The sequence below is a fragment of the Massilia sp. ST3 genome (assembly GCF_018119405.1).
Taxonomy (GTDB): domain Bacteria; phylum Pseudomonadota; class Gammaproteobacteria; order Burkholderiales; family Burkholderiaceae_D; genus Telluria.
In genome coordinates, this window is sequence record NZ_JAGPWC010000036.1 from 1 (window position 1) to 12,780 (window position 12,780).

Annotated in this window: 11 protein-coding genes and 1 pseudogene; 9 read left to right on the forward strand and 3 right to left on the reverse strand. The window is 65.7% G+C overall.

Features of this window, described 5'->3' with window-relative positions; all coding sequences use genetic code 11:
* Positions 1-337: pseudogene (locus tag KBW98_RS13750) on the reverse strand (hypothetical protein); the annotation flags it as partial.
* Positions 338-689: 352 nt separating this feature from the next.
* Here KBW98_RS13750 and KBW98_RS13755 point away from each other — a divergent pair.
* The 3 genes from KBW98_RS13755 to flhA all read left to right on the forward strand — a co-directional run bounded on the left by KBW98_RS13755 (position 690) and on the right by flhA (position 5,430).
* Complete coding sequence (locus KBW98_RS13755; protein ID WP_211520715.1) at positions 690-1,883, forward strand: glycosyltransferase; 1,194 nt, start codon at positions 690-692, stop codon at positions 1,881-1,883.
* 242 nt (positions 1,884-2,125) lie between these two features.
* A complete protein-coding gene (gene flhB, locus KBW98_RS13760) occupies positions 2,126-3,322 on the forward strand; it encodes a flagellar biosynthesis protein FlhB (RefSeq protein WP_211520716.1) in 1,197 nt (398 codons plus the stop codon).
* Positions 3,319-5,430 (forward strand): flagellar biosynthesis protein FlhA, encoded by a 2,112-nt coding sequence (gene flhA / locus KBW98_RS13765; protein WP_211520717.1) that lies wholly within the window; start codon positions 3,319-3,321, stop codon positions 5,428-5,430. The genes flhB and flhA overlap by 4 nt, the downstream gene beginning before the upstream one ends.
* 103 nt (positions 5,431-5,533) lie before the next feature.
* On the opposite strand, the gene KBW98_RS13770 is transcribed toward flhA, so the two are convergent.
* Complete coding sequence (locus tag KBW98_RS13770; RefSeq protein ID WP_211520718.1) at positions 5,534-5,770, reverse strand: hypothetical protein; 237 nt, start codon at positions 5,768-5,770, stop codon at positions 5,534-5,536.
* A 399-nt stretch (positions 5,771-6,169) separates the two neighbouring features.
* Here KBW98_RS13770 and flhF point away from each other — a divergent pair, with 399 nt between their 5' ends.
* The 6 genes from flhF to KBW98_RS13800 all read left to right on the forward strand — a co-directional run bounded on the left by flhF (position 6,170) and on the right by KBW98_RS13800 (position 11,309).
* Complete coding sequence (gene flhF, locus KBW98_RS13775; RefSeq protein WP_211520719.1) at positions 6,170-7,624, forward strand: flagellar biosynthesis protein FlhF; 1,455 nt, start codon at positions 6,170-6,172, stop codon at positions 7,622-7,624.
* Complete coding sequence (locus tag KBW98_RS13780) at positions 7,617-8,438, forward strand: antiactivator of flagellar biosynthesis FleN protein (protein ID WP_211520720.1); 822 nt, start codon at positions 7,617-7,619, stop codon at positions 8,436-8,438. The genes flhF and KBW98_RS13780 overlap by 8 nt, the downstream gene beginning before the upstream one ends.
* 63 nt (positions 8,439-8,501) lie before the next feature.
* Positions 8,502-9,230, forward strand: a complete 729-nt coding sequence (locus KBW98_RS13785) for an RNA polymerase sigma factor FliA (protein WP_211520721.1) — start codon at positions 8,502-8,504, stop codon at positions 9,228-9,230.
* Positions 9,212-9,955: a flagellar motor protein gene (locus KBW98_RS13790; RefSeq protein ID WP_211520722.1), complete on the forward strand. Its 744-nt coding sequence runs from the start codon at positions 9,212-9,214 to the stop codon at positions 9,953-9,955. Before KBW98_RS13785 ends, KBW98_RS13790 begins: the two co-directional genes overlap by 19 nt.
* A gap of 13 nt (positions 9,956-9,968) precedes the next feature.
* Entirely contained in the window at positions 9,969-10,724 is a 756-nt protein-coding gene (gene motD, locus KBW98_RS13795; protein WP_211520723.1) for a flagellar motor protein MotD, read from the forward strand.
* Positions 10,725-10,835: 111 nt separating this feature from the next.
* On the forward strand, positions 10,836-11,309 hold the full coding sequence (locus KBW98_RS13800; RefSeq protein WP_211520724.1) for a hypothetical protein: 474 nt from the start codon (positions 10,836-10,838) through the stop codon (positions 11,307-11,309).
* Positions 11,310-11,562: 253 nt separating this feature from the next.
* Here KBW98_RS13800 and KBW98_RS13805 read toward each other — a convergent pair whose 3' ends face one another.
* Positions 11,563-12,522 carry a M35 family metallo-endopeptidase gene (locus KBW98_RS13805; protein WP_229429183.1) on the reverse strand — a complete coding sequence of 320 codons (960 nt, stop codon included), beginning with the start codon at positions 12,520-12,522 and terminating at the stop codon, positions 11,563-11,565.
* Positions 12,523-12,780 lie beyond the last annotated feature (258 nt).

Below are 12,780 nucleotides of genomic sequence, written 5' to 3' on the forward strand. Positions count from 1 at the left end.
AGCGCGCCAGCTCGCGGTTGCGCGCGGCCAGGTCCTCGCCCAGGCGCACCAGGGCGCCCTCGACGCTGCGCGCCGCCACCATGCCTTGTGCCGTGGCCGGGTCATGGAGGAGGGTGGAACGGTCCGGCGGCAGGGCGGCGCAGACCTCGGCCGCCAGATCGAGCGCCAGGTCGAAGGCGCGCGCCAGGCCTGCCGCGCCGAACTGGCGGGTGTCGATGGCGCCGCTCAGGGGCTTGGCCTGCGCCGGCGGCAGCCGCGCCAGCAGCTCGGCACGCTCGGCTTCGGCCAGCGCCTGCCGGGTTTCGGCCTCGGCCAGGCGCGCTCGCGCTTCGAGCACCTCCGCCTGGCCGAAAACTTCCGCGTTCAGGATCGAACAGAAAATGACAAAAAGAAAACGCCTTTTATTATTTTGACTACGCTGTTTCATTCCTGTTCTCTCCTGTTGTCGAAACAATTATTAACAGCGCATTTGAGCGGCGGAAAGTTGTAACAAATTGTCAGGAATATTAGGAGAAGTTTCTGTGCGATTGATTGAAAGGGCGCAAGCTCCCTAGAATTGTCCGATTGTTCTCGAACAATCAAGGGCTTGCGGCCCGGGCACATGCAGATTGCGCAGGAACAGGCGGCGCACGGCTCGACGTTGGCGATTTAGAAATGCGATAGAATTGACGAGTTAACAAAGTGGTTCTATGAGTATTATTGATCTGTCACTTGCCAGCCTCGAGATGGGCTTCGCCGTTTCGCTGATATGTTCGCTGCTGCTCGTCTTCACGACGCGCTGGCATGGACGCTTTTCGCTCGACGCCACGCACGGCGTGCAGAAATTCCACATCACTCCCACGCCGCGCATCGGCGGCGCCGCGATCATGACCGGCTTGTGGCTGGCCTTCTGGGCCTTGCCGCAGCCGCAGCAGGAACTGCTGCTGCCGGTGCTGGTGGCGGCGCTCCCGGCCTTCGTGTTCGGCCTGGCCGAAGACCTGACCCGCAACGTCTCGGTGCGCGCGCGCCTGCTGGCGACCATGGCCAGTGGCGCCGTCTGCTGGGGCCTGACCGACATCAGCCTGCAAGCCAGCGGCCTGGCGCCGCTCGACGCGCTGCTGGCCTGGCTGCCGTTCTCGGTGGCCTTCACCGCCTTCGCCGTGGGCGGGGTCGCCAACGCGGTCAACATCATCGATGGCTTCAACGGCCTGGCCAGCGGCACCGTCCTGATCGGCATGGGCGCCCTGGGCCTGATCGCGCTCGGCGCCGGCGACGTGCACCTGGCCCAGCTGTGCTTCCTGGTCTGCGCCGTGACGGCCGGTTTCTTCCTGGTTAATTTCCCGTTCGGCAAGCTGTTCCTCGGCGACGGCGGCGCCTACCTGCTCGGTTTCCTGCTGGCCTGGATGTCCGTGATGCTGGTCCAGCGCAACCCCTCGGTGTCGTCCTGGGCCGCGCTGCTGGCCTGCGCCTATCCCGTGTTCGAAACCCTGTTCACGATCGTGCGCCGCCTGTGGTGCCGGCGCCATCCGGGCCATCCGGACAGCTGGCACCTGCACAGCCTGATCAAGACCACCATCACCGCGCACTACCTGCGCCGCCTGCCGGCGCCGCTGCGCAATGCCTGCGTCTCGCCGTTTTCCTGGATCGTGGCCCTGGTGCCGGCGCTGCTGGCCGTGCGCTTCGCTGGCTCGCCCGAGATCCTGATGCAGGGCGCGGCGGCCAGCTTCGCCCTCTACCTGGCCGTGTACGGGCTGGTGGCATCGGCCTGGCGCGCGCGCCGCCGCCAGATCCGGCGGGTGCGCACCCAGCCTGCCACGGCGGGCAAGGGCGCCAAGCCGGCCAAGGGCCTGCCGGACATCGCCCTCGAACAGCCTGCCACTTCCTTCGTCCGCCGCAGCTTGTAGGCGGCCGTGTCCCTCGGCCGCTTCGCGGCCACTCCCACCCATTGCACAGCAGGCAAGCGCATTTTCAGGCGCGCACGGTGGGCATTCTGTCATCGACATGCCCATTGTTGCGCGCCGCCAGCGAGATCAGGACCGCGAATAAGCGGGACTTTCTCCGCCTGTTTCGAATATGGACGTACGGCAATACCACCGATAATCTGTTTCGCGCGGGGTAAAGGCGCGGCGAACTCAGGAGTGGTTGGATGGCGGACGACAGCGACGCGGAACGGACGGAAGAGGCCTCACCCAGAAGGCTAGAGAAAGCGCGTGAAGAAGGCGACGTTCCCCGGTCGCGAGAAATCGCCACGTTTACCGTCCTGATGACCGCCGGCGCCAGCCTGTGGATGTTCGGCGGCTCGCTGGTGGGCCGCCTTGGCGCCACCCTGCATTCCGGCCTCTCGCTCGACCGCGAGCAGGTCTACAACCCGGACATCCTGCTCGAGCGCATTTTCGACGATGTGCTGAACGTGATGCTGGCCTGCCTGCCGATCGCCGGCGCCATCATGCTGGTGGCGCTGCTGTCGCCGCTCCTGATCGGCGGCTGGCTGTTCTCGTCCAAGGCATTCATGCCCAATTTCATGAAGCTGAACCCCATCAAGGGCATCGGCAACATGTTCTCGACCAATTCCCTGATCGAACTGCTGAAGGCGATCGCCAAGACCGTGCTGGTCGGCGCGGTCGCCTGGGTCGTCATCATGGGCCAGAAGGAAGCGATGCTGGGCCTGGCGGTCGAGCCGCTGAACGCCGGCAGCGCCCATGCTGGCGAGATGATCGCCAAGTCCTTCCTGTTCATCGTCGGCGCCCTCGGCGTGGTGGCCCTGATCGACGGCCCCTACCAGCTTTGGCACTACAACAACAAGATGAAGATGACGCGCCAGGAAATGATCCAGGAGCACAAGGAATCGGACGGCAATCCTCAGATCAAGGGCAAGATTCGCCAGATGCAGCGCGAGATGGCGCGCGGCCGCATGATGCAGAATGTCCCTACCGCCGACGTGATCGTCACCAACCCGACCCACTATGCGGTGGCGCTGAAGTACGCCGACGGCCAGAAGGGCGCGCCGCGCGTGGTCGCCAAGGGTGTCGACGAGGTCGCCGCCAAGATCCGCGAACTGGGCGCCGAGCACAAGATCGCGATGCTGGAAGCCCCGGCCCTGGCCCGTGCGCTGTACAAGCACACCGATATCGACGAGGAAATCCCGGAGAAGCTGTACTCGGCCGTGGCCGAAGTGCTGGCCTATGTCTACCAGCTGCGCGCCTTCAAGAAGGGTGACGGCGCCTACCCGGATCGTCCGAGCAAGCTGGCGGTGCCGCCGGAGATGGACCCGCACGATCCCGCTTACCAGCAGCCTGGCCGCCGCGCCGCGCGCCCCGATTCGAATGATGGAGTGATGCAATGAACAGCATGAAATTGCCCGCCTGGATGAGCGGCCTCGGCGCACGGGGCGGCAACGCACTGGCCGCGCCTTTCCTGATCATCGTGCTGCTGGCAATGATGATCCTGCCACTGCCGGCCTTCGTCCTGGACGTGTTTTTCACGTTTAACATCGCCCTGTCGGTGATCGTGCTGCTGACCGCGCTCTACACGGTCAAGCCGCTGGACTTCATCGCCTTCCCGGCGATCCTGCTGGTGACCACGATGTTGCGCCTGGCGCTCAATGTCGCTTCTACCCGTATTGTGCTGACCGAAGGCCATACTGGCGGCGCAGCCGCGGGCAAGGTGGTCGAGGCCTTCGGCCACTTCCTGATCGGCGGTAACTACACGGTCGGTATCGTCGTGTTCGTCATCCTGACCATCATTAACTTCTCGGTCGTGACCAAGGGCGCGGGCCGTATCGCCGAAGTGGGCGCGCGCTTTGCCCTGGACGCGATGCCGGGCAAGCAGATGGCGATCGATGCCGACCTGAACGCCGGCCTGATCGGCGAAGCCGAGGCGCGCCAGCGCCGTGCGGAAGTGGGCCAGGAAGCCGAATTCTACGGCGCGATGGACGGTGCCTCGAAGTACGTGAAGGGCGACGCGGTCGCCGGCATCATGATCACCCTGATCAACGTCATCGGCGGCCTGATCGTCGGTGTGGTGCAGCACGAGATGGCGGTCGGCGACGCGGCCACCACCTACACCCTGCTGGCGATCGGTGACGGCCTGGTGGCCCAGCTGCCCTCGCTGATCATCTCGATCGCGGCCGGTATGGTGGTGTCGCGCGTGGCGACCGACCAGGACATCAGCTCGCAGCTGACCGGCCAGCTGCTGTCCCGCCCGGAAACCCTGTACATCACCGGCGGCATCATCTTCGGCCTGGGCCTGATCCCGGGCATGCCGACCCTGGTGTTCCTGCTGCTGGGCGGCGCGCTGCTGGCCGGCGGCTACATGCTGTCCAAGCGCGCCAAGGAAAAGCCGGTCCAGGAAGCGGCCGCGGCGGCGGCCGACCAGGCTGCGGCGGCCACCCAGGCGCCGGCCGAGAACGAGGAAGCGACCTGGCAGGACGTGATGCCGGTCGACACCCTGGGCCTGGAAGTGGGCTACCGCCTGATTCCGCTGGTCGACAAGACCCAGGGCGGCGAGCTGCTCAAGCGTATCAAGGGCATCCGCAAGAAGTTCGCCCAGGAAGTCGGCTTCCTGGCGCCGCCGGTGCACATCCGCGACAACCTGGAACTCAAGCCCTCCGCCTACCGCATCACGCTCAAGGGCGTCGAGGTGGGCGCGGGCGAGGCGATGAACGGCCAGTTCCTGGCGATCAACCCGGGCATGGCCAGCGGCACCTTGCCGGGCCTGGTCACCACCGATCCGGCCTTCGGCCTGCCGGCGATCTGGATCGACGCCGCCCTGCGCGACGAAGCCCAGAGCATGGGTTATACCGTGGTCGACGCCGGCACCGTGGTGGCGACCCACCTGAACCACCTGATCACGACCCACGCCTCGGAACTGCTGGGCCGCATGGAAGTGCAGGCGCTGCTCGACCACCTGGGCAAGGACACCCCGAAGCTGGTCGAGGAACTGGTGCCGAAGATGGTGCCGCTGTCGACCCTGCAGAAAGTGCTGCAGAACCTGCTGGTGGAAGGCGTGCACATCCGCGACATGCGCACCATCATCGAGGCGCTGTCCGAGTATGCGAGCCAGACCCAGGATCCGGGCGAGCTGACCGCGATGGTGCGGGTGGCGCTGGGCCGCGCGATCGTGCAGCAGCTGTTCCCGGGCACCAACGAGCTGTCGGTGATGACCCTGGACAACCGCCTCGAGCGCCTGCTGATGGGCGCCATGAGCGCGGGCGGCGACGGCACCGGCATCGAGCCGGGCCTGGCCGACACCATCGCCCAGCAGGCGGCGAATGCCGCCCAGCAGCAGGAACAGATGGGCCTGACCCCGGTCCTGCTGGTGCCGGCGCCGCTGCGCGTGCTGCTGTCGCGCTTCCTGCGCCGCGCCGTGCCGCAGCTGAAGGTGCTGTCGCATGCGGAGATCCCGGAAACCAAGACCATCCGGGTGACCAGCCTGGTCGGCGCGCAGATGTAAAGGCGCAGGCGGGCGCGGTCACCAGGCCGCGTCACCGGAAAAGACAAGGCGCGCACCGGACACCAGTTCCGGGCGCGCCTTGCTGTTTTCCAGCGCCGTCAATTCAGCCGGGCTTGCGCAGCCACCAGTTCTGGAACCAGATCGAGAACTGCAGGAACAGGCCGGTAAGGAAGAGGAAGTCCGCCACGACGCCGGTGCGCAGCAGCGCGCCGGCGAGGCCGGCGGCCAGGAAGAGGGTGCGCAGCAGGGGAATGCTGTTGTCGACGGCGGCGCAGCAATGGTCGATGAACGCGACAACATCAGACGCCCGCGACTGACGCTTCGGTATCCGTGATTTCATCGGCTGCCCTTTCCATGACACTGCGACGTTGTGCGCTACGTCTTCAGTATGCACCGGATTGTCCGCTCTTACAATTACAACAATAGGCTTGCCGGCAATTTGTGCGAAAGGGGCGAACCCGGGCGCGGCGGCCGCGCTCCGGGCTCGGCGTGCCTGGAGAAAATGTTTCCTAGGATCAGATACTTAGCAGTCCAATGTTGTCGGGGTGTTAAAAATAACGACATCAGGTATGCATGATTTCGCGCTCGATAGTCGTCATGGCGCAGGCCTGATGGCCGAATTAGCCCGGTTTCCCCATCCTTTTCCCACGATCGTTTCCTGAGGGCATCGACAATAATGCTTGCTATGGAAGGGCCATTGCGCCCGCGGCGAGTCAGACATTGAAGTGCGGAGAATAAGATGAAAGTGAAGAAATTTACGGCGGCGACTTCCCGGGATGCCCTGCGCAAGGTGCGCGAGGCCCTCGGTCCTGACGCCGTCATCCTCTCCAACCGCCCGGTCGACGGCGTGGTCGAAATCCTGGCGCTCGACAACGACGATGTGGCCTCGCTGGCCTCGCCTTCTCTTGACTCGGAAATGGCCCAGCCGGCGCCGCATTTCCAGCACTTCGCCGATCCGGAACCGCTGGCCCAGGCTGCCCCGGCTCATGCGCCCGCCTTCGCGTCGCGCCGCATGGAAGAGCCGGCCCCGGTATTCGCCGCGCGCCGCATGGAACAGGCGGCCCCGGCCTTCGCACCGGCCCGCATGGAAGAACCCGCTTCCGACTTCGCCCAGCCCGCCGCCACCTACGCCAACCGCCGCGCCCCGGCTCCCGAACCGGCCTTCGACATGGCCGCGATGAGCTCGATGATGAGCGCCGCCATCGCCCAGGCCAAGGAATCGGCCGCCGCCGAGATGAGCGGCATGATGAACGAGATCCGCGCCATGCGCGGCCTGATGGAAACCCAGCTGGCCGAACTGTCGTGGAACGCCACCGCCCAGCGCGAGCCGCAGAAGGCCGCCGTGCTGCGCGAGATGCTGGCCGCCGGCTTCTCCGCCACCCTGGCGCGCTACCTGATCGAGAAGATGCCGGCCACCAAGGATGCGGCCGACGCCCTGCGCTGGATCAAGACCGTGCTGGCGCGTAACCTGACCACCATCGCCAACGAAGACGACCTGCTGTCGCGCGGCGGCGTGTTCGCCCTGGTCGGCCCGACCGGCGTCGGCAAGACCACCACCACCGCCAAGCTGGCCGCGCGCTGCGTGATGCGCCACGGCCCGGACAAGCTGGCCCTGATCACCACCGACGCCTACCGTATCGGCGGCCACGAGCAGCTGCGCATCTACGGCAAGATCCTGGGCGTGATGGTGCACTCGGTGAAGGACGAGGCCGACCTGCGCATCGCCCTCAAGGAACTCAAGAACAAGCACACCGTGCTGATCGACACCATCGGCATGTCGCAGCGCGACCAGATGGTGACCGAGCAGGTGGCGATGCTGAGCGAATCCGGCGCCGACGTGAAGCGCCTGCTGTGCCTGAATTCCACCTCGACCAACGAGACCCTGAACGAAGTCGTGCGCGCCTACCAGGGCAGCGGCCTGGCCGGCTGCATCATGACCAAGCTCGACGAAGCCGCTTCGATCGGCAACGTGCTCGACGTCGTGATCCGCCAGAAGCTCAACCTGCACTACATCTCGAACGGCCAGCGCGTGCCGGAAGACCTGCACCTGGCCGACCGCGCCATGCTGATCGACCGCGCCTTCCGCAACAACCGTGCGGCCGCCGCGCAGTTCGGCGACGCCGACCTGCCGATGATGATGTCCGGCGCCGGTTCCCTGAACGACCGCAGCCTGCGCGAGGTGTCCCTTGGCTAGTTTCGACTTCGACCAGGCCGAAGGCCTGCGCCGCATGCTGCAGGGCCCGCGCCCGCGCATCGTGACCTTCCTCTCCGCCACGCCTGAAGACGACAAGGGCGCCATGCTGGTCAACCTGGGCGCCTCGCTGGCCCAGACCGGCAATGAGGTCCTGATCGTCGACGCCTGCGAATACGACTACGGCGTCGCGCGCCGCCTGGGCCTGAACCGCAAGGCTTCGTTGCTGCAGGTCGCGCGCCAGGAATGCGCGCTCAACCAGGTGATCCATCCGGCGCCCCAGGGCTTCTCGGTGGTGCCGATGGGCGCGCCGCAGGGCGGCGACGACACCCGCCGCCTGGCCAAGACCTTCGACGTGCTGGCCAAGCAGGCCGGCATCGTGATGGTCGACGGCGAACTGGGTCCGGACGGCGGCTTCCCGGTGCCGCTGATGGCCAGTTCCGAGATCGTGGTCCAGGTCTCGACCAGCGCCACCTCGATCACCAACGCCTATGCGCTGATCAAGCGCCTGTCGCAGCAGCTGGGCCGCCGCCCCTTCGGCATCCTGGTCACGGGCGCGACCGAGGCGGAGGCCAAGGTGGTATACGATAATATGTCAGCAGCGGCAACACGCTACCTGGCCGTCAAGCTCAGTTCCATGGGTTCGGTGCCGGCCGACGAGTACCTGCACCGGGCCGCGCGCCTGGGCCGGGCCGTGGTCGACGCCTTCCCGCTCGCGGGCGCGTCGGTCGCCTTCCGCCAGCTGGCCGGCAAGTTCGCGCTGCATGCGATGCCCGGCTTCGGCCGCCAGGGCGGCGGCGCGCACCTGGGCAACTGAACGGTCATCAGGTAGCACCCGGGCAGCACCCAACAACACCAAGAAGAGAACGACGCATCAAGCATGTACACGGTCAAAGGGAAAGCGGACAAGAACCATTTGCTGACGGAGCACATGCCGTTGGTGAAGCGTCTTGCCCACCACATGAAGGCCAAGCTGCCGCCTTCGGTGGAAGTGGATGACCTGGTACAGGCCGGCATGATGGGCCTGCTCGACGCCATCAACCGCTACGAAGACAACCACGGCGCCCAGTTCGAGACCTACGCGGTGCTGCGCATCCGCGGCGCCATGCTGGACGAGCTGCGCAACAGCGACTGGATGCCGCGCAGCACCCGCCAGAACATGCGCAAGGTCGAGACGGCGATGAACGAGCTGCAGCAGCGCCTGGGCCGTCCGCCGAGCGAATCCGAGGTGGCCAAGTCGCTCAAGATGTCGCTGGCCGACTACCAGGACCTGCTGTCCGACGGCGGCGGCCACCAGCTTGTCTACTACGAGGACTTCCGCGGCGACGACGACGACGGCAGCTTCCTCGACCGCTATGCGGTGGACGACGAGGATCCGCTGCGCAGCCTGCTCGACACCGACTTCCGCCAGGCCGTGATCGACGCCATCGACAACCTGCCGCCGCGCGAGAAGATGCTGATGGGCCTGTACTACGAAGAAGAACTGAACCTCAAGGAAATCGGCGCCGTCATGGGCGTGAGCGAATCGCGGGTGTCGCAGCTGCACACCCAGGCAGTGGCGCGCCTGCGCGCGGCGCTGCGGGAGCAATTGTGGACTGGTCCAGCGTAATCGGCTTATTCCTGGCGCTGGCCGGCGTCTTCGTCGGGCATACGCTCGACGGCGGACGCTTTGCGTCGCTGTTCCAGCCGGCCGCCTTCGCCATCGTGGTGGTCGGCACCGCCGGCGCCGTGCTGCTGCAGAGCGAGCGCAGGACCTTCTTGCGCGGCATGCGCATGCTGCGCTGGGTGTTCTTCCCGCCACGCGGCGAGCGCGACAAGCTATCGCGCGAGATCGCGCTGTGGAGCCTGTCCGCGCGGCGCGACGGCCTGCTCTCGCTGGAGCAGTACATGGCTACCCCCGACCTCTACATCCAGAAAGGCCTGCGCCTGGTGGTCGACGGCATCCAGCCCGACAAGCTGCGCAGCCTGCTCGAGCACGAGATCAACGGCTACGAATTCACCCAGCGCCAGGCGGCCCGCATCTGGGAATCGGCGGCCGGCTATGCGCCCACCATCGGCATCCTGGGCGCGGTGCTGGGCCTGATCCACGTGATGGAAAACCTGTCCGACCCGTCGCGCTTGGGCTCGGGCATCGCGGTCGCTTTTGTCTCCACCGTCTACGGGGTGGGGCTGGCCAACCTGTTCTTCCACCCGGTCGGCAACAAGCTCAAGGCCATCGTCGCCGACAAGGTGGCGCAGTACGAGATCCTGCTCGAAGTCTTCCACGACATCGCCACCGGCGACCACACGCGCGTGATCGACGAACGCGTGGCCAGCCTGCTGGTGCGCCACTAGGCCCGGCCCAGCCATGGCGCGCAAACGCTACGACGAGCAGGAACCCCAGGAGCACCACGAACGCTGGCTGATCTCCTACGCCGACTTCATCACCCTGCTGTTCGCCTTCTTCGTCGTGATGTATGCGATCTCGATCGTCAACGAAGGCAAGTACCGGGTGCTGTCGGATGCGCTGGGCGACGCCTTCGGCGGGCGCGGTGCGGCCGCCACGGTCAACACCCAGGTCGAGCCGGTGCTGCCGCTGTCGCACATCATCAACCGCAAGCGCAACGAGATGGCGCGTCGCGAGCGCGAGAAAATGGGCGAGCTGGCGCGCGACCTGTCGGCGACCCTGCTGCCGCTGGTGAAGTCGGGCCAGGTGCGGGTGACCCAGAACGCGCGCGGCGTCAGCGTCGAGATCAATGCCAGCGTGCTGTTCGGCCAGGGTGAGGCGGTGCTGCAGGCCGAAGCCCAGGAAGTCCTGCGCTCGGTCGGCGGCCTGCTGCGGAACGATACCCACCGCATCGAGGTCGAAGGGCATACGGACAACGTGCCGATCGCCAGCACCGTCTATCCATCCAACTGGGAACTGTCGGCCGCACGCGCCAGCAGCGTGGTGCGCCTGTTCATCGACAGCGGGGTGGGCGAGGCGCGGTTGTCGGCGATCGGCTATGCTGCTACCCGGCCGGTGGCCCTGAATACGGACGCGGCCGGCCAGGCGCGCAACCGCCGGGTGGCGGTCATGATCCTGGCGGCGCTGCCGGAAACCGGCGGGGAGCTCGCCCCCTGATCGTGCGATCCTAATCACCATTTAAGAATTGCAAGAATATTTCGTGGTAGCCTGCTTGCTGAAATATTATTTCACACGGCCATGGGAGCACGAATGCATGTCAAACGGAGTATGCCGGCACTACTGCTGGCGCTGGCGGGACTGGTCGGTGCAAGCGGCGCCGTGGAGGCGGACGTGACCGTGCGCCATCGCCTGGACGTGGAAACCACCGGCGGCAAGGTGCTGGTGCGCGTCACCATCGAGAACCATGGCGAGCAGACCATCTGGGTCCCGCGCGAAGTGGCGGCCGACGACGAGCTGATGGGCAAGCGCTTCGAGCTGCGCGAAGTGAAGGGCGGCAAGGAGGTGGAGTATGCCGGGCCGATGGTCAAGCGCGCCGCCTACACCGCGGCCGACTACCTGGCCGTGAAGCCGCACACCATGCACCTGAACACGATCGACATCACCCGCGCCTATGCCTTCCGCAAGGGCACGCACGCCTACGACATCACCTATCCCGGGCCCTGGCTGCCGGACGTGAACAAGCTGGATGAAGTCAGCATGAGCCCGTCGGAGCCGGTGCGTTTCACTTATACGGTGAAGTAGGGCCGGCGGGTTTCCCGCCGACGCGGTGATGGTTGTAGGCTCGATTTTCGTGCCGGATGATCTTGCGGCAAACTCTCACCGCGTCGGCGGCGTAGCCGCCAACCCTACGTGCAGCGCACGGCTCGTAAACGTAGCGTGGACGGGTCCCCCGTCCACGCGTCCAACCCGTTTCCGATCCGCCGTACGGCATGCCGGAGTGCGTTGAACGCGTGGGCGGCGAAGCCGTCCACGCTACGATTGCTACCTCGGCCGCTTAGTTCAGCGCCGGCGTATTCTCACCGAAGTATTCATGGTTGTCGGCATTGTCGACAGCCTTGTTCGGATCGGTCAGCGCCAGGTTGGCGGCGCCCGACTGGCCATAGATGTGGTCGTCGGTGCCGGCGACGGCGTTGAAGTGGCTCATTTCATGCACAAGGGTGCCGCCCTTCGAGTCCGTGCCGGTCATCGGCGCCGACCAGAAGGCCTTGCAGACGTAGATCTTGTACGGCTGGGTCGGGTACACGTAGGCGTAGTAGCTCTGCTTGCAGCCGCAGTCCACGGTCACCGGCTTGTTGTCGAAGGCATCCTTGATCGCCGCAAAGTGGGCCTTCACGGTTGCCTGGCGGGTGCTGTTCACGGCGCCGAACCACTTGGTGTAGCGCGGACCCATGCTGGTCTTGCCCATGTAGGTCACACCGCTGTTCGCCATCGAGGAACCGGCCGACATGGCTTGCTGGACGGTGGTCTGCTGGCTGGCGGTGCAGTTGGTATAGGCCAGGCTGGCCGGCTGCACGCCGCTGTCGCGCTTCATCGCCTCCAGGTCCAGGATGGCTTGCGGGGTGGCGCCGCGCGGCAGGCGGGCGTCGATCCACATGGTGGCGGCGTTGGATTCCATCTCGCGGTCGGCCTTGGCGGCGGCGTTCATGAACAGCGCCGGCGAAGCGACCTTGTAGCTGATCTTGTAGTCACCGGTAACGCTCATGTCGTACAGGGCCGACAGCTCGACCTTGACGGTGTGCGAGGCGCCCGGCTTGATCACGAAGTAGTCCGACTTCTTCGGCACGCCACGCTTGATGACCGGGCCCAGGTAAGGGACCGGCTCGCCGTCGCGGGTCACGTCGAACAGCGGCGTATCCAGACCCTGGAACGGGGTCAGCCATTTCAGCACATACTGCGGGGTGTCCGAGGTGTTGGTCATCGTCACCTTGACCACCACGTCGTCGTTTTGGGTCAATGCGTGTTTTTCCGACTCAACTGCGATCGAGATGCCCTTTGGCGCAGCGCTTGCGCCGCAGGCCATCGCGAGTGCTGCCATACCCACTGCCGACTTCCAGAATCCGTTCAAGCTCATGTCTGTTCTCCGTATGTGAAAGTTATGCGGCTTGCTGCTGCCATCGTTATCGGTCCGCGCCCCGACGAGTTGTCTGTACAGGACGCAGCCCGTTGACGATCTTTACGGATTCAAGTTCCCATGTAAAGTTGATTCATGTCA

What these genes read in the sequence shown, in the direction of transcription:
- KBW98_RS13755 (WP_211520715.1), top strand. Translation starts at nt 690, where the DNA reads ATGAGTATTATTGATCTGTCACTTGCCAGCCTCGAGATGGGCTTCGCC.
- flhB (WP_211520716.1), top strand. Translation starts at nt 2,126, where the DNA reads ATGGCGGACGACAGCGACGCGGAACGGACGGAAGAGGCCTCACCCAGA.
- flhA (WP_211520717.1), top strand. Translation starts at nt 3,319, where the DNA reads ATGAACAGCATGAAATTGCCCGCCTGGATGAGCGGCCTCGGCGCACGG.
- KBW98_RS13770 (WP_211520718.1), bottom strand. Translation starts at nt 5,770, where the DNA reads ATGAAATCACGGATACCGAAGCGTCAGTCGCGGGCGTCTGATGTTGTC.
- flhF (WP_211520719.1), top strand. Translation starts at nt 6,170, where the DNA reads ATGAAAGTGAAGAAATTTACGGCGGCGACTTCCCGGGATGCCCTGCGC.
- KBW98_RS13785 (WP_211520721.1), top strand. Translation starts at nt 8,502, where the DNA reads ATGTACACGGTCAAAGGGAAAGCGGACAAGAACCATTTGCTGACGGAG.
- motD (WP_211520723.1), top strand. Translation starts at nt 9,969, where the DNA reads ATGGCGCGCAAACGCTACGACGAGCAGGAACCCCAGGAGCACCACGAA.
- KBW98_RS13800 (WP_211520724.1), top strand. Translation starts at nt 10,836, where the DNA reads ATGCCGGCACTACTGCTGGCGCTGGCGGGACTGGTCGGTGCAAGCGGC.